The organism is Thetidibacter halocola (assembly GCF_018224955.1).
GTDB lineage: Bacteria > Pseudomonadota > Alphaproteobacteria > Rhodobacterales > Rhodobacteraceae > Thetidibacter > Thetidibacter halocola.
This window is the reverse complement of the sequence record NZ_JAGTUU010000001.1, coordinates 331,606-352,573: the sequence shown is the minus strand read 5'-3', so window position 1 is coordinate 352,573 and position 20,968 is coordinate 331,606. Positions and strand designations below refer to the sequence as shown.

19 protein-coding genes and 2 tRNA genes are annotated in these 20,968 nt (G+C 68.3%); 8 read left to right on the top strand and 13 right to left on the bottom strand.

Annotation, left to right across the window (positions count from 1 at the left end; translation table 11 throughout):
- Positions 1-91: 91 nt before the first annotated feature.
- Genes KB874_RS01490 through scpB form a run of 4 tightly spaced genes read left to right on the top strand, consistent with a single transcriptional unit; the run spans position 92 to position 3,511 of the window.
- Positions 92-1,039, top strand: a complete 948-nt coding sequence (locus KB874_RS01490) for an SPOR domain-containing protein (RefSeq protein WP_212534764.1) — start codon at positions 92-94, stop codon at positions 1,037-1,039.
- On the top strand, positions 1,036-2,037 hold the full coding sequence (locus tag KB874_RS01485; RefSeq protein ID WP_212534763.1) for a glycoside hydrolase family 3 protein: 1,002 nt from the start codon (positions 1,036-1,038) through the stop codon (positions 2,035-2,037). Before KB874_RS01490 ends, KB874_RS01485 begins: the two co-directional genes overlap by 4 nt.
- Positions 2,037-2,837, top strand: a complete 801-nt coding sequence (locus KB874_RS01480) for a segregation and condensation protein A (protein WP_212534762.1) — start codon at positions 2,037-2,039, stop codon at positions 2,835-2,837. The genes KB874_RS01485 and KB874_RS01480 overlap by 1 nt, the downstream gene beginning before the upstream one ends.
- Positions 2,834-3,511, top strand: a complete 678-nt coding sequence (scpB, locus tag KB874_RS01475) for an SMC-Scp complex subunit ScpB (protein WP_212534761.1) — start codon at positions 2,834-2,836, stop codon at positions 3,509-3,511. Before KB874_RS01480 ends, scpB begins: the two co-directional genes overlap by 4 nt.
- A gap of 3 nt (positions 3,512-3,514) precedes the next feature.
- On the opposite strand, the gene KB874_RS01470 is transcribed toward scpB, so the two are convergent.
- The 8 genes from KB874_RS01470 to KB874_RS01435 form a co-directional block, all read right to left on the bottom strand.
- Entirely contained in the window at positions 3,515-4,594 is a 1,080-nt protein-coding gene (locus tag KB874_RS01470; RefSeq protein ID WP_212534760.1) for a 2'-deoxycytidine 5'-triphosphate deaminase, read from the bottom strand.
- A gap of 145 nt (positions 4,595-4,739) precedes the next feature.
- Positions 4,740-4,816 (bottom strand) — tRNA-Pro (locus KB874_RS01465).
- Positions 4,817-4,888: 72 nt separating this feature from the next.
- Positions 4,889-6,235: a MerR family transcriptional regulator gene (locus KB874_RS01460; RefSeq protein WP_212534759.1), complete on the bottom strand. Its 1,347-nt coding sequence runs from the start codon at positions 6,233-6,235 to the stop codon at positions 4,889-4,891.
- A gap of 4 nt (positions 6,236-6,239) precedes the next feature.
- The gene (ihfA, locus tag KB874_RS01455; RefSeq protein WP_212534758.1) at positions 6,240-6,542 is read right to left on the bottom strand and encodes an integration host factor subunit alpha; all 303 of its coding nucleotides are present in this window, start codon (positions 6,540-6,542) and stop codon (positions 6,240-6,242) included.
- 97 nt (positions 6,543-6,639) lie between these two features.
- Positions 6,640-7,611 (bottom strand): beta-ketoacyl-ACP synthase III, encoded by a 972-nt coding sequence (locus KB874_RS01450; RefSeq protein ID WP_212534757.1) that lies wholly within the window; start codon positions 7,609-7,611, stop codon positions 6,640-6,642.
- Positions 7,608-8,714, bottom strand: a complete 1,107-nt coding sequence (gene plsX / locus KB874_RS01445; RefSeq protein WP_212534756.1) for a phosphate acyltransferase PlsX — start codon at positions 8,712-8,714, stop codon at positions 7,608-7,610. Before plsX ends, KB874_RS01450 begins: the two co-directional genes overlap by 4 nt.
- Positions 8,715-8,737: 23 nt before the next feature.
- Entirely contained in the window at positions 8,738-8,944 is a 207-nt protein-coding gene (rpmF, locus tag KB874_RS01440; protein ID WP_212534755.1) for a 50S ribosomal protein L32, read from the bottom strand.
- A 149-nt stretch (positions 8,945-9,093) separates the two neighbouring features.
- Complete coding sequence (locus tag KB874_RS01435) at positions 9,094-9,660, bottom strand: YceD family protein (RefSeq protein ID WP_212534754.1); 567 nt, start codon at positions 9,658-9,660, stop codon at positions 9,094-9,096.
- A gap of 85 nt (positions 9,661-9,745) precedes the next feature.
- Here KB874_RS01435 and KB874_RS01430 point away from each other — a divergent pair, with 85 nt between their 5' ends.
- From KB874_RS01430 to KB874_RS01420, 3 genes are all read left to right on the top strand, one after another.
- Positions 9,746-10,201: an outer membrane protein assembly factor BamE gene (locus KB874_RS01430; RefSeq protein WP_212534753.1), complete on the top strand. Its 456-nt coding sequence runs from the start codon at positions 9,746-9,748 to the stop codon at positions 10,199-10,201.
- 64 nt (positions 10,202-10,265) lie between these two features.
- Positions 10,266-11,000, top strand: coding sequence for a GNAT family N-acetyltransferase (locus tag KB874_RS01425; RefSeq protein ID WP_212534752.1), 735 nt, complete (start codon positions 10,266-10,268; stop codon positions 10,998-11,000).
- 90 nt (positions 11,001-11,090) lie between these two features.
- On the top strand, positions 11,091-12,920 hold the full coding sequence (locus tag KB874_RS01420) for an ABC-F family ATP-binding cassette domain-containing protein (RefSeq protein WP_212534751.1): 1,830 nt from the start codon (positions 11,091-11,093) through the stop codon (positions 12,918-12,920).
- Positions 12,921-13,004: 84 nt separating this feature from the next.
- Here KB874_RS01420 and KB874_RS01415 read toward each other — a convergent pair whose 3' ends face one another.
- Positions 13,005-14,078 (bottom strand): AbrB family transcriptional regulator, encoded by a 1,074-nt coding sequence (locus KB874_RS01415; RefSeq protein WP_212534750.1) that lies wholly within the window; start codon positions 14,076-14,078, stop codon positions 13,005-13,007.
- 76 nt (positions 14,079-14,154) lie between these two features.
- Between KB874_RS01415 and KB874_RS01410 the strand changes: the two genes are divergently transcribed.
- Positions 14,155-15,255: an acetoin utilization protein AcuC gene (locus tag KB874_RS01410; RefSeq protein ID WP_212534749.1), complete on the top strand. Its 1,101-nt coding sequence runs from the start codon at positions 14,155-14,157 to the stop codon at positions 15,253-15,255.
- Between the two features lie 5 nt (positions 15,256-15,260).
- Here the strand turns inward: KB874_RS01410 and KB874_RS01405 are convergent.
- The 4 genes from KB874_RS01405 to KB874_RS01390 form a co-directional block, all read right to left on the bottom strand.
- A tRNA-Gly gene (locus tag KB874_RS01405) sits at positions 15,261-15,334 on the bottom strand.
- Between the two features lie 43 nt (positions 15,335-15,377).
- Positions 15,378-17,423 (bottom strand): ASKHA domain-containing protein, encoded by a 2,046-nt coding sequence (locus tag KB874_RS01400; protein WP_212534748.1) that lies wholly within the window; start codon positions 17,421-17,423, stop codon positions 15,378-15,380.
- Between the two features lie 169 nt (positions 17,424-17,592).
- Complete coding sequence (gene trpE, locus KB874_RS01395; RefSeq protein ID WP_212534747.1) at positions 17,593-19,107, bottom strand: anthranilate synthase component I; 1,515 nt, start codon at positions 19,105-19,107, stop codon at positions 17,593-17,595.
- A gap of 5 nt (positions 19,108-19,112) precedes the next feature.
- Complete coding sequence (locus tag KB874_RS01390; RefSeq protein ID WP_212534746.1) at positions 19,113-20,954, bottom strand: SurA N-terminal domain-containing protein; 1,842 nt, start codon at positions 20,952-20,954, stop codon at positions 19,113-19,115.
- Between the last annotated feature and the right edge of the window lie 14 nt (positions 20,955-20,968).

Sequence of the window (20,968 nt, the reverse complement as noted above, 5' to 3'; positions counted from 1 at the left end):
GCCGGTTCCGACAGGCACACCCCACCGGGGTTCATGAACCAGGGCAGACCACCCGTGCGGCACGTATCGCACGGGGGAGACGAGGCGGAGAATGGCGGATTACAGCTTTGACGGGGGCCAGCAGGCCCCGCGTGCGCGCAACGTGGCGACAATGGCCAACTGGGCCGGTGCAGCGGTGTCACTGACGCTGGTCTTGGGCATCGGCGTCTGGGGATACAAGCTGATCGCGCGAGACGTCAGCGGCGTTCCGGTGGTCATGGCGATGCAGGGGCCGATGCGGATCGCACCGGAAAAGCCCGGCGGCGAACAGGCCGACCACCAGGGGCTTTCGGTGAACGCGGTGGCGGGCACCGGCACCGCCGCGCCGCCGGCCGACCGCCTTGTTCTGGCGCCCAGCCCGGCGGGTCTTGCGGAAGAGGACGTGGCGCTGGGCCTGATCCAGCCTGTCCCGCCCATGTTGCAGGCCGTCTCGATGCGCGAAGGCGACGTGCCCGCCCTCGGTGACGATCCACAGGTCAGCTTTCCGCCGGACAGCCCGTTGGCGCATATGTCGGACGTGGACAAGGTCGTGGCGCAACTGATCCAGGGCGTTGAGCCGCTTGCCCCGCTCGACGCAGCCCAGGACGGCGCCGACAGTGCCGAGGCCGAGATCCTCGTGGATGACGGCCCGGGCCTGCGCCGCTCGCTTCGGCCCCGGATGCGACCCGGCGGATTGCAGGTCGCCTCGCTGGACCCGGTGCTGCCCGCCGCCGCCGAAACGCGCGAGGTCGACGCCGACACGCTGCCGCTGGGTACGCGGCTGGTGCAGATCGGCGCCTTTGACAGCGCCGAGGATGCGCGCGCGGCCTGGGGCAAGCTGGACCAGCGGTTCGGCGATTACCTGAAAGGCAAGGATCGGGTGATCCAGCAGGCAAGTTCCGGCGGGCGCACCTTCTACCGGCTGCGGGCGCACGGCTTTGACGATCTCAACGACGCGCGGCGCTTCTGCGCCGCCCTCGTCGCGGGCAATGTCGACTGTATCCCGGTGGTGACGCGGTGAGTCGGTTCGGCGCGGCGATCCTCGCGCCGTCCGGACCGCTTCTGACCGATGCCGAGAAACGGCTTTTCGCCGCGACGCGCCCCTTCGGCTTCATCCTGTTCGACCGCAACCTGCGTGCGCCTGACCAGATCCGCGCGCTCTGCGCCGAGTTGCGCGAGGCGGCGGGGCATGATGCGCCCATCTTCATTGACCAGGAGGGCGGCCGCGTGCAGCGCCTGTGCCCGCCGCTGGCGACCGAATGGCGCCCGCCGCTGGAGGACGTGGCACGCTTCGGACCGAATGCCGAGCAGGCGATGGCACTGCGCTACCGGATCATCGGCGCCGAGTTGCGGGCGCTGGGGCTGGACGGCAATTGCGTGCCGACGCTGGACATCGCGCGACCAGACACGCATCCCGTCCTGCGCAACCGCTGTTATGGCGAGGATCTGGAAACGGTCGTCGCGATGGGTCGCGCCGTGATCGCGGGTTGCGAGGCGGCGGGAGTCCTGCCGGTGATCAAGCACATGCCCGGCCACGGGCGTGGCACGCTGGACAGCCACCTGGACCTGCCGCGCGTCGCAGCCGACCGCGAGACGCTGAGGACACAGGATTTCGCGGCCTTCGCGGCCTTTGCCGACGCGCCTTTGGGCATGTCGGCGCATCTCGTCTTCGAGGCGATTGATGCGCGCCCGGCGACCACATCGCCGGTGATGATCGACCTCATCCGCTGCGAGATCGGCTTTGCCGGGCTGCTGATGACCGACGACATCTCGATGCAGGCGCTGTCTGGCACGGTGCCGGAACGCTGCCGCGCCGCGCTGGAGGCCGGCTGCGACCTGGTCCTGCATTGTAACGGCGACCTTTCCGAGATGCGGGCGCTTATGGACGAGGTCGGCATGATGATGGACGCCGCGCAAGACCGGGCCGAGGCGGCGCTGGCCCGCCGTGGCGACCCTGCGAATCTTGACATTGCCGCCGCCCTTGCCGAGTTTGAGGCCCTTGAACCCAAGGGCGCGTGATGGCCGATCAACAGGACTGGACCGAAGCGGAAACCGCGATCTCCGTCGCCGACCGGCTGGCTGCCGAGGCGTTGGTCGTTGACGTGGACGGGTTCGAGGGGCCGCTTGACCTGCTGCTGATGATGGCGCGCACGCAGAAGGTGGACCTGCGCAAGATCTCGATCCTCGCACTGGCGCAGCAATACCTGCTCTTCGTCGAAAAGGCCAAGGCGCTGCGCATCGAACTGGCCGCCGACTACCTTGTCATGGCGGCCTGGCTCGCCTTTCTGAAGTCGCGCCTGCTGCTGCCGCCCGATCCTACCGAAGAGGGGCCGTCGGGAGAGGACCTTGCCGCGCACCTGGCCTTTCAACTGGAGCGCCTCCAGGCGATGCGCGACGCAGCCGCGCGGCTGATGGCGCACGACCGACTGGGGCAGGATTTCTTTTCCCGCGGCATCCCCGAGGGGGTCGAGCGCGTGCGCCGCATCCAATACAGCGCCACGCTGATCGACCTGATGCAGGCCTATGCCCGCATCCGCACGCGCGACGAATTCCGCCCTTTCGTGCTGGACCGAGACAGCGTCTTCACCATGGAACAGGCGCTGGAACGGATGCGCGGGCTGATCGGCTTTGCCGGGACCTGGACCGACATTTCCTCTTACCTGCCAGATGGTTGGGACGCCGATCCGGTCAAGTGGCGCTCGGCCACAGCGGCGACCTTCGCCGCCTCGCTGGAACTGGTCAAGGAAGGCAAGGCCGAGTTGCGTCAGTCCGAACTGTTCGCCCCGATCCAGCTGCGCCGCCGCGAGGGGCGTCCATGAGTGACGAGACCATGCAGGACGAAACCGGCGAGGCACCGCCGCGCGACAGCCTGTTCGAGGCGCCGCCGATCGCCGAACAGGAACGCATGGTCGAGGCGATCCTCTTTGCCTCGGCAGACCCCGTGTCGGTACGCGAGTTGTCCGAGCGCATGCCACATGGCTGCGACCCGGCCGAGGCGCTGGTCTACCTGCGCAAGCGCTACGAGGGGCGCGGGGTGCGTGTCGTGCGCGTCGGCGACGCCTGGGCGATCCGCACCGCGCCCGACCTTGGTTTCCTGATGCAGCGCGAAACGGTCGAGCAGCGCAAACTCTCGCGCGCGGCGATCGAGACGCTGGCGATCATCGCCTATCACCAGCCCGTCACCCGCGCCGAGATCGAGGAAATTCGCGGCGTCAGCGTCAGTCGCGGCACGGTGGATCAGTTGCTCGAGATGGAGTGGATCCGCTTTGGCCGCAGGCGTATGACACCGGGGCGGCCTGTGACCTTTGTCGTCACCCAGGAGTTCCTGGATCATTTCGGGCTGGAATCGGCGCGCGACCTGCCGGGCCTGGCCGACCTGCGCGCCGCCGGTCTGCTGGAAAGTCGCCCCTTGCCGGGCGGCGCCCCGCGTGCGGGTGACGACGACGCGGATGATGAGATCGACGAAGGCCAGAGCGAGCTGTTCGAGGACTGAGCCTCAGCCCGCGCGGAAATGCTTGCTGAGCTTCAAGCCCTGGCCCTGGTAATTCGATGCGATGCCAGCACCATATAGCTGCTGGGGCACCTCGGACATCCGCTCATAGACCAGCCGGCCCACGACCTGGCCATGCTCCAGCACGAAGGGCGCCTCGTGGCAGCGCACCTCGAGCACGCCGCGCGCGCCGGTGCCACCCGCTGCCGCATGGCCGAAACCGGGGTCGAAGAAGCCCGCGTAATGCACCCGGAACTCGCCCACCATGGCGAGGTAGGGCGCCATCTCGGCGGCGTAGCCGGGGGGGATATGCACCGCCTCGCGGCTGACAAGGATATAGAAGGCCCCGGGGTCGAGGATCAGTTGCTCGTCATGGGTTTCCAGCCGGTCCCAGAAATCGGCGGGCTCATACTGGCCGATCCGGTCGAGATCGATCACGCCGGTATGCGGCTTGGCCCGCCAGCCCACCAGCCCACCCGGACCGGGACGCAGGTCTACGGAGAATCCCAGGCCTTCGCCGATCACGGCGGGTCCGCCCGAGACCAGCGTCTCGCGCGCATGCAGCGCGCGCAGTTCCGCATCGTCCAGGATCGCGCGGCCCCGGCGAAAGCGGATCTGGTTCAGCCGCATTCCGGGCCGGACCAGTACCGAGAAACTGCGCGGGCAGATCTCGGCATAGAGTGGGCCGTCATAGCCTTCGGGGATGCGGTCGAACTCGACCCCGCCATCGGCGATGACCCGGGTCAACAGGTCTAGCCTGCCGGTCGAACTCTTGGCATTGGCGATGGCCTGGACGCCCTGCGGCAGGGCCAGCCGCTCCATCAGGGGCACGACATAGACGCAGCCCTTTTCCAGCACCGCGCCCTGCGACAGGTCGATGTGGTGCATTTCAAAAGCGGCGATCCGGTCGGCCACGCTGCGCCCTTCGCCCGCCAGGAACGAGGCGCGCACGCGATAGGCCACGTGGCCCAGCCGCAGGTCCAGGCTGGCGGGCTGAATCTGCCCCTCGACAAAGGGTGTTTCGGCGCGGATCGCGCCCGCGTCGCTTAGCGCCGCGATCTGCTGGCTTGCCAGAACCCCTGTCATCCGTCCTCTCCGCCCGTGGCCTCCGGACGGTCTTAGCAAGCGAGGCGGACGAGGGGGAGGGGGAAAGGCAGTGAAAGCGACCGCATGTGCATCAGTCCCGGCCAAGTAGGGCAGGGAGGCATCGCGGGGATCAAGTCGGTGATTTTGGTCGGGCTAGCAGGACTCGAACCTGCGACCTTCCGTCCCCCAGACGGACGCGCTACCAGGCTGCGCCATAGCCCGACTTGTCCCGCCGTCATACTGGTTTTCGCCGCAGGGGCAACCCCTTTTTCGTGGGCAAATCCCGCCTGCCGGTCAGTCTTGCGGCGCGGTCAACCGGTCGTGCAGCGCCTTCAGCCGTGGCAGTGCCGCGCGCAGCGCCTGGGCCTGCTCGGGCGTCAGCCGCTCGACGCGGTCGAGCAGCGACAGCGGGCCGGGCGCGTGCGGATGCGCCCCGGCCATGATGCGCTCGGCCCGCTGCTGGGCGGTCAGCGGCACATCTGGCAGCGGCTGCGGGGCAGGGACCTGCTTGGGTTCGTCGGCACGGGTGGTTTCGGGCTCCGGTTCGGATTCCGGCCCGGCCTCGATGGCGGCCTGCGGCAGCGGTTCAGGTTCCGAGTCCGGATCAGCGGTGATCGTGGTTTCCGGCTCCAGCTCGTCCATTCTGGCCTCTGACATATCTGCCATTGCGGGTGGCGTGTCGTCGGCTGCGGACGTTGCGCTGGGTTCCTCCGGCGGCGGCATGTCCTCGACCACGATGCCGGTTGCAAAGACCTCAGACCGCTCGTCGGCGGTTTCGGGCGCCGCATCGTTCATGTCGGCGGCAAGCTGCGGGTCCGTGACGGCATCAGCGTCGGTATCCGCTTCGGCGGGCGGTTCCGTCGGGTCGGTCGCGGGCTCTGTCGCCATGGCGCCGGGTGATTCGAACATGTCGCGCTGCGGGTTGGCCCAGCGCTCGTCGGGTTCGGGCGTGTCGGCGGCGGTGCTGTCCGTGGCCTCGTCGGGGACGGCCGCAACGTCAGGCGGCATCTCCGTCACCGCAGTGGCGGCTTCGGCGGCACTGTCGGCCTCGGCAGGCTCGGGGGTGACTGGTGCCGCGAGCTCGTCCGGCGGTGCCGACCACTCGTCGGCGGTCTCGGCGGCGTCCTCCGGCAATGGGGCACTGGCCGCTGCCGTCTCTTCCCCGGCCATCGTCATCGGTTCAGCGACCGGCTCTGAGTCCGGCGTCTCAACCGCCGGCGCCTCGGCATCATCGGCGTTCTCGGCCTGCGCAGCCGAGGCGCGCGCCGCCGAAGCCTCGGCGAAGCTGACCAGCGTCTGTTCGGGTTCGGGCGGCTCTACCTCGACATAGGGCGCGTCGCCCTCATGCAGGTCATCGTCAGTGTCCAGCGCCATTGTCGACAGGCCTGAGACATACTTGACCCCTTGTTCGCGCAGCACTTTCTGCGCGCCCTTGATGGTCAGCCCGTCCTCGTGCAGCAGCTTCTTGATGCCTGCCAGCAACGCCATGTCCGCAGGCCGGTAATAGCGCCGCCCACCGGCGCGCTTGATCGGCTTGACCTGGCTGAACTTGCTTTCCCAGAAGCGCAGCACATGCGCCGGGGTGTCCAGCCAGTCGGCCACCTCGGAAATCGTGCGGAACGCGTCGCGGGACTTGCTCATGGCGTCAGGCCTTGTTGCCGGCCGCGACGCGCTCTTTCATCAGGTGGGAGGGCCGGAAAGTCAGCACCCGGCGCGGCTGGATCGGAACCTCTTCGCCGGTCTTGGGATTGCGGCCCACGCGCGCGGCCTTTTCCCGGACGGAAAACGTCCCGAAGGACGAGATCTTGACCTGCTCGTTATCCACCAGCGCATCGGACATGTGCTGCAACACCGCCTCGACCAGTTCGGCGCTTTCGTTGCGCGACAGACCGACCTCGCGGAATACCGCTTCGCTCAGGTCCATGCGTGTCAGTGTCTTTTCGCCCATTTCCATCCCTCCCGACGTTGTGCGAACGATAGGCGAGAAGAAATTCGCAAGTCAATAACGTGGCTTGGGGGAAGAAGCTGAAAAGCCGGGCGAGGGGCTACCAGCGCAACACGACGGCGCCCCAGGCGAGGCCCCCGCCGATCGCCTCTGTCACCAGCAGGTCGCCGGTCTTGATCTGGCCGCGCGCCTTGCCCACGGACAGCGCCAGCGGGATCGACGCGGCCGAGGTGTTGCCGTGGTCCTGGACGGTGACGATCACGTTGTCCATCGGCAGGTTCATCTTTTTCGCGGTGCCCGCGATGATCCTGATATTGGCCTGGTGGGGCACGATCCAGTCGACGTCACCGCTGTCCAGACCCGCCTTGTCCAGCGCGGTCTGCGCGGTCTGGGCCAGTTTTTCGACCGCGTGGCGAAAGACTTCCTTGCCTTCCATCCGCAGGTGCCCGGTCGTGCCGGTTGAGACGCCGCCATCGACATACAGGATGTCGCGGTGCCGCCCGTCGCTGTTCAGGTCGGTCGACAGGATGCCGCGATCGGCGGTGGTGCCCTCGCCGTCGCGGGCTTCGATCACCAGCGCTCCGGCGCCATCGCCGAACAGCACGCAGGTTCCTCGGTCGGTCCAGTCCATCAGGCGCGAGAATGTCTCGGCGCCGATGACCAGCACGCGTTTCGCCTGGCCCGACAGGATCAGCGCGTTGGCATTGGCCAGTGCAAAGATGAAGCCCGCGCAGACCGCCTGCACGTCGAAGGCGAAACCACGCGTCATACCAAGCGCGGCCTGCACCATGGTCGCGGCGGAGGGAAAGGTCAGGTCGGCGGTCGAGGTGGCCAGGATGATCGCATCGATATCGTCGGGTTCCAGCCTGGCATCGCTCAGCGCGGCGCGGGCGGCCCGGGTGGCGAGGTCCGAGGTGGTCTGACCCTCTGCGGCGAAATGGCGGCGCTCGATACCCGAGCGCGCACGAATCCACTCGTCCGTCGTGTCGAGCGAGGCCTCGAACTCGGCATTCTCAACGACTCGTTCGGGCAGGTAATGCCCTGCGCCGATGACGACGGCCCTTGTGGTCATGGATTCTCTTCTTTCTTGCGCTCGACCCCGGTCGCATCCTGCGCCTGCTGCGCGGCAGAGGCAACCCGTGCCGCCAGCCGGTCGCCAAAGCCAGACTTCGCCAGCTCGAAGGCCAGCTTGACCGCCGCCGAGACACCGGTCGCATCGGCCGAGCCGTGCGACTTGACCACCGTGCCGTTGAGGCCCAGGAACACGCCGCCGTTGACGCGGCGCGGATCGATGCGCTTCTTCAGGCGGCGCAGCGAGGTATAGGCCAGCAGCGAGGCGAGGCGCGACAGCGGGCTGAACGCGAAGGCCTGCCGCAGCAGGTCGCCGATCAGCGAGGCGGTGCCCTCGCCGGTCTTGAGCGCCACGTTGCCGGTAAAGCCGTCGGTCACGATCACGTCGCACCGCGCGCCCGGAATGTCGCCGCCCTCGACGAAGCCGACGAAATCGAACTTGCCGTCCTCGGTATGGGCCGCGATCAGCGCGTGCGCCTCGTGCAGCTCTGTCCGGCCCTTGTGTTCCTCTGTGCCGACGTTCAGCAGGCCGACGCGCGGACGCGGCATGTCCAGCGCATTGCGCGCATAGGAGGCGCCCATCAGCGCGTATTGCAGCAGGTCCTGCGCATCGGCGCGGATGTCGGCGCCCACGTCGAGCATCACGTTGAAGCCCTGCGGGTTGCGCGAGGGCCACAGGATCGCGATGGCGGGGCGGTTGACGCCGGGCAGCTTGCGCAGGCGCACCATGCTGAGCGCCATCAGCGCGCCGGTATTGCCGCAGGAGACTGCCACCTTGGCCTCGCCCGCGCGCACCGATTCCAGCGCGGACCACATCGACGTGTCCTTGCCGTGGCGCATCACCTGGCTGGGCTTGTCCGTCATCTGGACCACGCCCGAGGCGTCGCAGATCTCGCAGCGCTCGGACAGTGCCTTGCGGCGGGCCACAAGCCGCTCCAGCTCGTCGCGCGGACCGTGCAGCAGGAAATGGATGTCGGGATTGCGTTGCGCAGAATGCGCAATGCCGGCGACGACTGTCGCCGGCCCGCGGTCGCCGCCCATGGCGTCGACGGAAATCACGATCCTGCCGCTGCCCGCCGAGTTATGATCCTTCATCGAGGCCATTCAGCGGGTGTCCTGCGGCGCAATCAGGCCGCGTCTTCGTCCAGGTCGATCTCGTCGTTCATGGCGATCACTTCACGCTCGCCATAATGCCCGCAGGACGGGCAGACGTGATGCGGGCGCTTGAGTTCGCCGCAATTGCCGCATTCGTTCGGATTGCCGGCGGTCAGTGCGTCGTGGGCGCGGCGGTTGTTGCGGCGCGACTTCGACACCTTGTTCTGCTGGACAGCCATCTCTCGTCCTCGATCTTCCTAGGGGGGCGCGTTCGCCCGCTGTTTCGGGGGTTGCGGCCTCTTACCGGATAGACCGGCAGGGGCACAACCCGGCAATTCGCATGAGCGCGCGAAAATACGCGGAAAGCCGCGCTTGGCAAGGGGGAAAATCACCCCTCGTCATCGTCCTTTCCCAGTTGTTCGCGCAGTCCCGCCAGCCCGGCAAAAGGCCGCACCGCCTCGTCCGAGAGCGGCGTCACGCCATCCTCGGCGAAACGCGCGGCACCCAGGTCGGCGCCCTCCTTGCGCGGGTAGGCCGGCAGTGCCAGGGCCAGCGACTCGGCCATCACGGCGGCAAGGTCGATCACCGGGCCAAGCGGTTCCAGGATGTCGTCCTCGTCGTCCATCTCGGTCTCGGAGCCGGCCTCGCGCGCGAGGCGGTCCGCGGGCACGTAAAGCCGCTCGACCTCTGTGTCGATGCGGGTGGTCACGGGTTCCAGCGTCACGACGCAGGGCTGCACCACCGTGGCGCCCAGCGTGGCCTTCAGGTGCCAGCCGTCGCGGCCGCGCGGCTCCAGCCGGCCTTCGAAGCGCAGCTTGCGGATCGCCTGCGCGCCCAGCGACTCGGCCAGGGCGGTGCGCGCCGGGGCGTCGGGGAGCAGTGCAAAGGGCGTTGGGCCGCTCTGGCGAAGCGACTCGACCCGCAGTCGCGTGGCATCCTGTCTCTCTTCGGTCATGCGCTTTGCCTTCCATCGCTTGCATGGCTGGATTTTCGCCTCTATTCCGAATAGGAGGCATGGAAGACCAAGGCAAGAGGTGGGCATGCGGCGTCTGAGCAAGGCAAGTGCGGGGCTGATTCTGGCGGTGGCGCTGGGACTGGCGGGCTGCTCGGCGCAGTATCGCGTGCATGGCTATGTGCCACCCGAGGAAGACCTGCAACAGATCGTTCCTGGCGTCGACACGCGCGCCTCGGTCGAGGACGTGGTCGGCGTGCCCAGCACGGCGGGCGTGCAGGACGACAGCGGGTTCTATTACGTCGAAAGCCAGGTGCGCAGTTTCGCATGGCAGCGTCCCGAAGTGGTCGACCGCACCGTGCTGGCGATCACCTTCGACGGTGCCGGCGTTGTGGAGAATATCGTGACATACGGTCTTGAGGATGGGCAGGTCGTGCCGCTGACGCGCCGTGTGACGAAGTCGGGCGATGGCAATATCGGCTTTATCCGGCAGCTCTTCGGCAATATCGGCGGATTTTCGGCCTCGGATCTCCTGAACAACTGACGCCGTCGTCGGGCCGTCATACAATTCGGTCAAGCGTGCCGCGGCGGATACGGGGAAGGGCGCGATGACCGGACTGGAACGCGGGCGATACCGGGCACGTCTGGCCTCTGACGCGTGCGACCTGCGCGCGGCTCAACGCCTGCGGGCGCTTGCCTTTCACGGTGAGGGTGACGGTCTTGATTCTGACCGGTTCGACGCGATCTGCGATCACCTGCTGGTCGAGGAGACGCGCAGCGGCGTGCTGGTCTGCTGCTGCCGCTTTTTGCCGCTGGCGCAGGGACGCGAGATCGGGCGCAGCTATTCGGCGCAGTATTACGAGTTGTCGGGGCTCGAATCCTTCGAAGGACGGATGGTCGAGCTGGGCCGGTTCTGCCTGCATCCCGACTGGCATGACCCCGACATCCTGCGTGTCGCCTGGGCGGCGATGACTGATTACGTCGATGAAACCGGCGTCGAGTTGCTGTTCGGCTGCACCAGTTTCGCCGGCACCGATGCGCGCGCCTATTACGACGCGTTCGCCATGCTCAAGGCGCGCCACCTTGCGCCGTTGCGCTGGCTGCCGCGGGTCAAGGCGCCCGACGTGTTCCGCTTTGCCGCGCGGCTGCGCCGCCAGCCGGATGCGAAGAAGGCCATGTCGCGGATGCCGCCGCTGTTGCGGACCTACCTGATGATGGGCGGCTGGGTCAGCGACCATGCGGTGGTGGATCGCCGGATGAACACGCTGCATGTCTTCACCGGTGTCGAGATCGCGGCGATTCCGCCGGCCCGCAAGCGGATGCTGCGCGCGCTGGCCGGGTAGCGGGACAAATTCCGTCGACGGGATTTGCAAAAGCCCTGAAAGGCTTTTGCGGCGCTTGACGACGCGCGTCGCGCACCATAGCTGCGCGCCATGGCCGCACCACTTCTCCAACTCACCGATATCTCGCTGACCTTTGGTGGCGATCCCGTCTTCTCCGACCTGTCCCTGGCCGTCCAGCAGGGCGACCGGATCGCGCTGGTCGGCCGCAACGGATCGGGCAAGTCGACCCTGATGAAGGTCATGGCCGGACTGGTCGAACCCGACCGTGGCACCGTTGTCGTGCCCGCGGGCACCAGCGTCGGCTACATGGAACAGGACCCCGACCTGTCGGGATTCGCCACGCTGGGCGATTTCGCCGCCGCCGGCCTGCCGCCCGCCGAGATGTATCGGGTGGAACGCGCGGGTGAGGGGCTGAAATTCGACCCCGCCCGCCCCGTGGCCACTGCCTCGGGCGGCGAGCGGCGGCGTGCGGCGCTGGCCCGGCTGATGGCGGCGGAGCCTGACCTGATGCTGCTGGACGAACCGACCAACCACCTCGACATCGAGGCGATCGGCTGGCTGGAGGACGAGTTGCGGGCGACCCGCGCGGCCTTTGTCCTGATCAGTCACGACCGCCGTTTCCTGACCGAGCTCAGCCGCGCCACGCTCTGGGTCGACCGGGGCGAGGTGCGGCGGCTGGAGCGCGGGTTCGCCGCCTTCGAGGACTGGCGCGACAAGATCTTCGAGGACGAGGACATGCAGCGCCACAAGCTGGATCGCAAGATCAAGGCCGAGGCGCGATGGGCGGTCGAGGGAATCAGCGCGCGGCGCAAGCGCAACCAGGGACGGGTGCGCGCGCTCCAGGCGCTGCGGGCCGAGCGTTCGGGACAGATCCGCCGCCAGGGCACCGCGGCGATGGATCTCGCCGCAGGGTCCAAGAGCGGCAAGAAGGTGATCGAGGCCAAGGGCGTCAGCCACGGCTTCGGCGACAAGACCATCGTCCGGGATTTCTCGATCACCATCCAGCGTGGTGACCGGGTGGCTCTGGTCGGGCCGAACGGCGTGGGCAAGACCACCCTGATCCGAATCCTGACCGGCGAGATGGCGCCGGATCAGGGCAGCGTCACGCTGGGGACCAACCTGCTGCCCGCAGTCTTCGACCAGACGCGGTCTCAGCTCGACCCCGACATGACGCTTTGGGAAAGCCTGACCGGCGACAAGGACATGCGCGTGTCGGGCAAGGCCGACCAGGTCCTGGTGCGCGGCCAGCCCAAGCACGTGGTAGGCTATCTCAAGGAATTCCTGTTCGACGAGCGGCAGGCGCGGGCGCCGGTGCGCTCGCTCTCGGGTGGAGAGAAGGCGCGGCTGCTGCTGGCGCGGATCATGGCGCGCGATTCGAACCTGCTGGTGCTGGACGAACCGACCAACGACCTCGACGTGGAAACACTGGACCTGTTGCAGGACCTGCTGGGCGAGTATGACGGCACAGTGCTGCTGGTCAGCCACGACCGCGATTTCCTCGACCGGGTTGCCGATACCACGATCGCCATGGAGGGCGATGGCCGCGCCACCGTCTATGCCGGCGGCTGGAGCGACTACCAGACCCAGAAAGCAGGGGCGGATGCGCCGGTGGCCCGGGCCAAGCCCGCGGCGGACAAGGCAGAGCCTGCACCCGCACCCACCCGCGCGGCGTCGGGGCCGAAAGCCTCCAAAGGGCTCAGTTTCACCGAGAAGCACCGGCTGGAGGCGCTGCCCGCCGAGATCGATCGCCTGACCGCCGAGATCGGCAAGCTCGAGGCGCTGCTGGCTGACCCGGATTTGTTCGGCCGCGAGCCGGTCAAGTTCCGCAAGGCGACCGAGGGGCTGACCCAGCGCCAGCAGGCGCTGATCGCCGCCGAGGAGGAATGGCTGGACCTGGCCGAAAAGGCTGAGGCGGGTTGATCCGGCGGTAGCGGCAGGAGCGAGTTGCCAGCCCCGCGCGCTGCCCGGGATACTTTGGATCAGCAGAAGGTCGGACCGGTCCCGTCAGTTGAACCCAAAGCGTTTCGCCGCCCAGCCGAGCAGCAGCACGGTCAGCACGATGCGCAGGATGTGGTGCAGGCTGACCAGCGCCGGGCTGACCGCCAGCGAGAGCGCCACCAGCGACATTTCCGACACGCCGCCCGGCGCGAAGCTCAGCAGCAGCGTCAGGTAGCCGAGATCCGTCAGCGCGTGCAGGATCACCGCCAGGACGGCGCCGAGGATTAGCATGTAGGCCACGGAGACCGCGCTGAGCCACAGGCAGCGGCGCAGCAGCGCACCATCCGTGCCCTTGAAGCGCAGGCCCAGCGTCATGCCGATCACCAGCTGTGCCGTCGCGATCAGCCAGAAGGGCAGGTGCAGGTCCAGCGCGCCGGTCATGGTCGCCGCCGCCGCCAGGATCAGCGGTCCCGACAGTTGTGCCGCCGGCAGGCCGAGGCGCTGGCCGCCCCAGAGGCCCAATCCCGCCGTCAGCGCGATCAGCGCGAGATTCTGCGGACTGACCGGTTCTGCCGCCGGGCCGGTGAGCCCCGCCGCGCTGCCCACCGCCGTGCCCGTCCAGAGCGACAGGGCCAGCGGAATCGTCGTGATGACGAGAATGATGCGCAGGAATTGCTGCGCGGTCAGGATACGGACGTCGGCGCCCGCGCCTTCGCCCAGCATGATGCTTTCCATCAGCCCGCCCGGCGTGCCGGAATAGAAGGCCGTTGCCCGGTCATAGCCGCCGAGCCGGCGAAAGATCAGGTAGTTGCCCCAATGCGCCACCCCGATGAACACCAGCAGCGCCAGCAGCGTTAAGGGTAGCGACGCCGCCTGCCGCAGCACGTCAGGCGTCACCTGGCTACCGATCATGACCCCGATCAGCGCGATGAAGAAGGATCGCCACGGGTTCGGAAAGCTGTAGTCGCGCAGCATCGGCGGCGCCCAGAGCAACACCACCAGCGCGCTGGCCAGCAGGCTGCCCAGCATCCACGGCATCGGCAGGCCCGCCTGGCTTGCCGCGAAACCGCCGATGGCGCCCGTGGCGATCATCAGGGTGGTCAGCGCGGCGAAACGCGGCAGGGGTTGCGGCAGTATCATGCCAGAGGCTTAAGGCGGTCCGACGCCGCATGCAATCGGGCTTGGCTGTGCCGCAGCGCGCATTACCCTGCGCGGTATGGAACAGGCGCTTTTCATCGGATCGACGATCTATCGCGGCTCGCGCTATGGCCGGCTGCACCCGCTCTCGATCGAGCGGGTGCCCGCCGTGATCGACTTGTCGCGTGCCCTCGGCATCCTGCCGGATCGCCTGTATCGGACTTCGCCACGTGCCAAGCCTGCCGCGCTTCATGCTTTTCATACAGAGGATTACGTAGCGGCGTTGATGCAGGCCGAGTCCAAGGGCGCGGTGTCCGAGGCGACGCGGGCGCGGCACGGGCTGGGCACGCTGTCGAACCCGGTCTTTCCCGAGATGTATCGCCGCCCGGCGACGGCGGCGGGCGGCGGGCTGTTGGCGGCAGAGTTGGTGGCGCAGGGCGGCGTGGTGTTCAACCCCGGTGGCGGCACGCATCACGGCATGGCCGACCGTGCCGCCGGGTTCTGCTATCTCAACGAACCGGTCCTGACGATCCTGCGCCTTCTGGACATGGGGCTGTCGCGCGTGGCCTATGTTGACATCGACGCGCATCACGGCGACGGGGTCGAGGCGGCGTTTCACGGTTCCGAGCAGGTGCGGCTGGTCTCGGTGCACGAGGCGGGGCGCTGGCCCGGCACCGGCCGGGTCGAGGATGAGGCAGGCGGCGCGGCCTTTAACCTGCCGGTTCCGCGCGGCTTCAACGACACGGAGTTCGCGCTGATCCTGAACGAGTTGATCCTGCCCGCCGTCGAGGCGTTCCGACCGCAGGCGATCTTCCTGCAATCCGGCGCTGATGCGGTGACAGAGGATCCGTTGTCACGCCTTGCGCTGTCGAACAATGCGCATGTGTCGGCGGTGCGCGCCCTGCGCCGGCTGGCGCCGCGGCTGATCGTATCCGGCGGGGGCGGTTACAATCCGTGGACAGTGGCGCGGTGCTGGACGCGGGTCTGGGCGGAACTCTCGGGCCAGGCGCTGCCCAGGGATCTGCCGGAAGCGGCAAGCGAGGTGCTGGCCCGGCAGGTCTGGGCTCGTAAGGGAAAGCCCGCGCCCGCGCTGCTGAACAGCCTCATCGATGCACCGCGCGAGGGCCCGATCCGCGACGGGATCCGCACCGACCTGGCGCGTCTGCGGCAAAGACTGTGAAGGGCTGGAGCGGGTAGCGGGAATCGAACCCGCGCGTTCAGCTTGGGAAGCTGACAGGCTACCATTACATCATACCCGCTTCGCTCGATTAGCTATCCACGGTGCGCGCCCGCGTCAAGTGGTCAGCCGCGCCGCCGCCTGCGCCGCCCGCCATCGTCCCCGCTGCCACCGGTGTTGAAGCCGACATGCGGCAGCGTCACAAGCTTGGCCAGTTCCGGGAACGGGTCGGTGGCATGCGGAATGGCGTTGGCGTTGACGAAATGCTCCTGGAAGCGGGGCTCGATCGCGGTTTCGACCTTGGTGATCTGGCGCACGATGCGCTCCACATCGGCCCGGGCCTCGCGCGAACACAGCGCGATGCGCGCGCCCGTGCCGGCGGCGTTGCCCGCGCTCGTGACCTTGTCGAGGGGAACGTCCGGGATCATCCCCAGCACCATCGCGTGCAGCGGCGAGATATGCGCGCCAAACGCACCGGCCAGCACCACGCGGTCCACCTTGTCCACGCCGCGCTCGTCCATCAGCAGGCGCGCGCCCGCATAAAGCGCCGATTTCGCCAACTGGATCGCGCGGATGTCGCCTTGTGTCACGGTGATCCGCGGCCCGCCCGCGGCGCTGGCGTCATGGATCAGGTAGGCATGGGTCCGCCCCTCGGGGATGCAGCGGTCGGTCCCCGTCGCCGCGGCCGAGCCGACCAGGCCCGACGGGTCCAGCAGACCGGCCATGCGCATCTCTGCCACCGCCTCGATGATGCCCGAGCCGCAGATTCCGGTGATGCCGCTCTGGGCGGTCTCCTGCCAGAAACCCTCTTCGTCCGACCACTTGTCGCAGCCGATCACCTTGAATCGCGGCTCCTTCGTGACCGGATCGATGCGGATCGCCTCAATGGCGCCAGGCGCGGCGCGCTGGCCGGAACTGATCTGCGCCCCCTCGAAGGCCGGTCCGGTGGGCGAGGAACAGGCCAGCACGCGGGTCTTGTCGCCTAGCAGGATCTCGGCATTGGTGCCCACGTCGACGATCAGCGCGAGGTCGTCGGACTGGCCCGGCTGTTCCGACAGCGCGACCGCGGCGGCGTCGGCGCCGACATGACCCGCGATGCAAGGCAGGATGTAGATCTGCGCCGAGGCCGGCAGTGCCTTCAGCCCGAGGGTCGCGGCATCCAGCGTGACCGGGTCCGAGGTCGCCAGCGCAAAGGGCGCCTGGCCCAGTTCCACCGGGTCGATCCCCAGCAGCAGATGGTGCATCACCGGGTTGCAGACAAAGACCGTTTCGACAATCGTCTCGCGCTCTACCCCTGCTTCGGCCGCGATGGCGGTGGCCAGTCCGTCGATCGCCTCGAGCACGGCCGCGGTCATGTCCACGGCGCCCGAGGGGTTCATCATCGCGTAGGAGACCCGGCTCATCAGGTCCTCGCCAAAGCGGATCTGCGGGTTCATCACGCCGGACGAGGCGATGACGGCCCCGGTCTCCAGCGAGGTCAGGTGCGCCGCGATTGTGGTCGAGCCCAGGTCGATCGCCAGCCCGTGCAGCCCGCCCTCGCGCAGCCCAGGCCAGATCGCGGTGATCTGCGGCACGGCGCCCTCGCGCGGCGTGTGCAGCGCCACCGTCACCTGCCAGTTGCCCTTGCGCAGCACCGTCTGCAAGCCACGCAGGACCGGCATGGCGACGGTCACGCGCGCGATGTCCCATTGCGCCTTGAGCGCCCGGCCGATCCGTTCGAGATCGCCGGTGGGCTCGTGCATGTCGGGCTCGTCCACCTCGATGAAATGCAGCCGCGTCGCCGGGTCCATCGCCACGGCGCGCGCGTCCGCGGCCTTGCGCACCACCTGCCGGTGCACCTGGCTTTCGGGAGGCACGTCGATCACCACGTCGCCCTCGATCCGCGCCTGGCAGCCCAGCCGCCGCCCCTCCTTCAGCCCGCGCTTGTCCTTGTAGCGCTGCTCGACCGCGTTCCATTCCGTCAGAGCGCCGTCGCGCACCGTCACGCCATGCTTTGGGAAATCGCCGTAGGATGGCGTGATCTGGCACTTGGAGCAGATGCCGCGACCGCCGCAGACGGAGTCGAGATCCACCCCCAGCTGACGCGCGGCCTGCAGGACCGGCGTGCCCGCAGGAAACCGCCCCCGTTTACCGGAAGGCGTGAACACGACGAGCGGATCGGTCTCGGACATCGAAAACTCCTGTCAGTCTGTCATGGCGGACAATAGCGGCGCGTGGCGCAAGGGAAAGCCGATCCACGGCATCCCCCGTGCCGAAAACGTCCCGCGGCTTCATCTTGCCGAGGAAACTCCGGGGGAGTCTGCCGGAACGGGAGACGGGGGCAGAGCCCCCAGCCCGGTTTCAGCCGTTGCCCGAGCCGGTGAACCGCGCGGCATCGGCCGCCGCGCGCCGGATCGCGTTCGACTTGTGCACCGTCTCCTGGTACTCGGCCTCGGGGTCGCTGTCATAGACCACGCCGCCGCCGGCCTGGATATACAGCTTTGCATCCTTCACGATGGCGGTGCGCAGCGCAATACACATGTCCATGTCGCCGCCGGCGCTGAAATAGCCCACGCCGCCGCCGTAGACGCCGCGCTTTTCCGGCTCCAGCTCGTCGATGATCTCCATCGCGCGGACCTTGGGCGCGCCCGACACGGTGCCCGCCGGCAGGCCGGCCAGCAGGGCCGACAGCGCGTCATGCTCCTCGCTCAGCTCGCCCACCACGTTCGACACGATGTGCATCACGTGGCTGTAGCGCTCGATGATGAATTCCTCGGTCGGGCGCACCGTGCCGATCCTGGCCACGCGGCCCACGTCGTTGCGACCAAGGTCCAGCAGCATCAGATGCTCGGCCAGTTCCTTCTTGTCCGCCAGCAGATCCAGTTCCAGCGCCTTGTCCTGTTCCGGCGTGGCGCCCCGTGGGCGGGTGCCGGCGATCGGGCGGATCGTCACCTCGCGACCAAAGACGCGCACGAGGATCTCGGGGCTGGCGCCGATCACCTGGAAACCGCCGAAGTTGAAATAGAACATGAAGGGCGAGGGGTTGGTCCGCCGCAGCGAGCGATACAGCGCGAAGGGCGGCAGCGGAAACTCCTGCGTCCAGCGCTGCGCCGGCACGACCTGGAAGATGTCGCCCGCGCGGATGTAATCCTTGGCCTTTTCCACCGCCTCCAGGTAGGCCTGATGAGAGAAATTCGACACCGGCTCGCCCAGGTCGGCGGCCTCGCCCAGGTCGCGGCTGGCCTGCGGCAGGGCGCGTTCGAGGTCGCGCACGGCGTCCATCACCCGTTCGGCCGCTTGCGCATAGGCGGCGCGGGCCGAGAGCCCCTCCTGCACCCAGGCCGGAGAGACCACCGTGACCTCGCCCTTGACGCCGTCCAGCACGGCCACGACCGAGGGGCGTATCAGTGTCGCATCGGGCAGGCCCAGCGGGTCGGGATTGACGTTGGGCAGGTGTTCCACCAGCCGGATCATGTCGTAGCCAAGGTATCCGAACAGCCCGGCCGATGCCTGCGGCAGGTCGGCGGGCAGGTCGATCCGGCTTTCGGCGATCAGCGCGCGCAGGGCGGCCAGGGGCTCGGCCTGCTGCGGGACAAAGGCATCCGCGTCGAACCGCGCCTGCCGGTTTATCCGAGAGGTCTTGCCATGGCATTGCCAGATCAGGTCCGGCTTCATCCCGATGATCGAGTAGCGACCGCGCACCTCGCCGCCAGTGACGGATTCCAACATGAAGGCGTCGCGCGCCGCGCCCGTCAGCTTCAGCATGAGCGACACCGGTGTGTCGAGGTCTGCTGCCAGCCGCGCATGGACGACCTGGTTGCGCCCTGCCTCGTAGCCCGGCGCGAAATCGTCGAAAGAGGGGATCAGCGTCGCCATCTGTCTTACCGCATGTTGGCGTGGACGGCATTGATCGCCGCCTGGTCGATCACCACGCCCGCGCGGGTCTGGATGTCGCTGGCCAGGGCGCGGAACAGGTCCTGCGCCACGGCGCTGGCCGCCTGGTCGCCGTAGAAGCGCGCGACCGCCTCGGCGCCCTCGCTGGCCAGGTCGGCGGCGGTCACGCTGTCCAGCCGGATCAGGATTGCGGCGCCGTTGCCCGGCAGGACAGCAACCTCGCCCGGCGTCATCGTGAAAGCGCGTTCGACCAGACCGGCGGGCAAGCCGGCCGCCGCGCTGCTGCGCGTCAGCGCCGGGGCCTCGCTGGACGCCAGACCCAGCGCGGCGAATTCCACCCCTTCAGCCAGTTGCGCGCGCAGCGTCTCGGCCTGCGTCACCAGCGCGTCGGTGCGGACCTGAACCTCCCACGCGGCCTCGACCCGGTCGCGGGCGTCGTCGAAGGGTTCGGGCGCGGGCTCGCGGATCTCGTCCAGCCGCAGGGCAAAGACGCCGCCATCGCCCAGTTCGGCGATCGTCGGGAAATCGCCCGCGACCACCGCGTCGGCGGCAGCCCGGAAGGCTTCGTAGCCCGCGATGCCCTCGGCCTCGGCGCCGGTCCAGTCGATCTTGCCCAGGTCCATGTCGGTCAGCTGCGCAAGATCCTCCAGCGTGGCGCCTGCCGCCAACTCGTCCTCGAGGCTCTGCGCCTGGCCCTCGATCACCCGGCGCGCGCGGTCCAGCGCGAGTTCGTCGCGCATCATCGGCACCGCTTCCTCGAAGGGCGTCTCCTGCGCGGCCAGGACGGCATTCACGCGGAACAGCGCCGGGCCCAGGTCGGACGGGCCGGTGACGATCGCACCCACCTCGGCGCCGAACACCGCGTCGCCCGCCGCGCCCAGGTCGCCCAGGGTCACGTCGCCCAGGTCGGTATCCGACAGGCGCAGCCCGCGTTCCGCCACCAGTGCCTCGAACCTCTCGCCGCCGGCGATCCGGTCCAGCGCGGCCTGCGCCGCGGCCTCGTCGGCCATGACCAGCCGTTCCACCAGCCGCCGTTCGGGCAGGTTGAACTCCGCCGCGCGCTCCTCGTAGGCGGCGCGCAGCGCGGCCTCGTCCACCTCGACGCTGTCGACGATCATCTCGGGCGTCAGCCAGGCAAAGGTCAGCACCTTGGTGAGGGGCAGGGTGAAGGCGTCGATATTCGCCTCGTAATAGGCGCGCAGGTCGTCCTCGGAGGGCACCGGCAGGCCGGTGGTCAGCGCCTCGTCGCCAAGCCGCGCCCAGGTGACAGAGCGTTCCTCGAGCGCGTAGGAGACCAGCGTATTCGTGTAGGTGTCGGGCAGGGCGGTTCCGGCCAGAACCGCGCCCTGAAGAATGGCCGAGGCCGCCTCCGAGCGCAGCGATTCCTCGAATTCCTGCTCGGTCAGGCCGGCATTGCGCAGGGCAAAGGCATAGGCGTCGCGGCTGAACTGCCCGTCCTGCCCGCGAAACGCCTGGATTCCCGACAGCTGCTCTGCCACCCGCTCGTCGCCGGCGGACAGCCCGATGCGCCGCGCCTCGTCCTCCAGCGCGGCGGTGACGACCAGTTGCGCCAGCACCTGCTGCGGCAGGCCCAGCGTCTGCGCCTGCGGAAAGGTCACCGGCTGGCCGGTCTGCGCCTGCAACGCCTGCATCTCGTTGTCGAGGGCGCGGGAGTATTCGGTTATGTCGATCTCGGTCTCGCCGACAGCGCCGATGCTGCGGACATTGCCCGAGAAATTGGTCGTGCCGAAGCCCGCCAGTCCCACGATGAGCAGGCCCAGAAGAATCCAGATCGCCGTTCTGCCGATGGAACCCTTGCGCTTGGTCATGCCTGTCTCTCCCG

What these genes read in the sequence shown, in the direction of transcription:
- KB874_RS01490 (WP_212534764.1), top strand. Translation starts at nt 92, where the DNA reads ATGGCGGATTACAGCTTTGACGGGGGCCAGCAGGCCCCGCGTGCGCGC.
- KB874_RS01480 (WP_212534762.1), top strand. Translation starts at nt 2,037, where the DNA reads ATGGCCGATCAACAGGACTGGACCGAAGCGGAAACCGCGATCTCCGTC.
- scpB (WP_212534761.1), top strand. Translation starts at nt 2,834, where the DNA reads ATGAGTGACGAGACCATGCAGGACGAAACCGGCGAGGCACCGCCGCGC.
- KB874_RS01470 (WP_212534760.1), bottom strand. Translation starts at nt 4,594, where the DNA reads ATGACAGGGGTTCTGGCAAGCCAGCAGATCGCGGCGCTAAGCGACGCG.
- KB874_RS01460 (WP_212534759.1), bottom strand. Translation starts at nt 6,235, where the DNA reads ATGAGCAAGTCCCGCGACGCGTTCCGCACGATTTCCGAGGTGGCCGAC.
- ihfA (WP_212534758.1), bottom strand. Translation starts at nt 6,542, where the DNA reads ATGGGCGAAAAGACACTGACACGCATGGACCTGAGCGAAGCGGTATTC.
- KB874_RS01450 (WP_212534757.1), bottom strand. Translation starts at nt 7,611, where the DNA reads ATGACCACAAGGGCCGTCGTCATCGGCGCAGGGCATTACCTGCCCGAA.
- plsX (WP_212534756.1), bottom strand. Translation starts at nt 8,714, where the DNA reads ATGGCCTCGATGAAGGATCATAACTCGGCGGGCAGCGGCAGGATCGTG.
- rpmF (WP_212534755.1), bottom strand. Translation starts at nt 8,944, where the DNA reads ATGGCTGTCCAGCAGAACAAGGTGTCGAAGTCGCGCCGCAACAACCGC.
- KB874_RS01435 (WP_212534754.1), bottom strand. Translation starts at nt 9,660, where the DNA reads ATGACCGAAGAGAGACAGGATGCCACGCGACTGCGGGTCGAGTCGCTT.
- KB874_RS01430 (WP_212534753.1), top strand. Translation starts at nt 9,746, where the DNA reads ATGCGGCGTCTGAGCAAGGCAAGTGCGGGGCTGATTCTGGCGGTGGCG.
- KB874_RS01425 (WP_212534752.1), top strand. Translation starts at nt 10,266, where the DNA reads ATGACCGGACTGGAACGCGGGCGATACCGGGCACGTCTGGCCTCTGAC.
- KB874_RS01420 (WP_212534751.1), top strand. Translation starts at nt 11,091, where the DNA reads ATGGCCGCACCACTTCTCCAACTCACCGATATCTCGCTGACCTTTGGT.
- KB874_RS01415 (WP_212534750.1), bottom strand. Translation starts at nt 14,078, where the DNA reads ATGATACTGCCGCAACCCCTGCCGCGTTTCGCCGCGCTGACCACCCTG.
- KB874_RS01410 (WP_212534749.1), top strand. Translation starts at nt 14,155, where the DNA reads ATGGAACAGGCGCTTTTCATCGGATCGACGATCTATCGCGGCTCGCGC.
- KB874_RS01400 (WP_212534748.1), bottom strand. Translation starts at nt 17,423, where the DNA reads ATGTCCGAGACCGATCCGCTCGTCGTGTTCACGCCTTCCGGTAAACGG.
- trpE (WP_212534747.1), bottom strand. Translation starts at nt 19,107, where the DNA reads ATGGCGACGCTGATCCCCTCTTTCGACGATTTCGCGCCGGGCTACGAG.
- KB874_RS01390 (WP_212534746.1), bottom strand. Translation starts at nt 20,954, where the DNA reads ATGACCAAGCGCAAGGGTTCCATCGGCAGAACGGCGATCTGGATTCTT.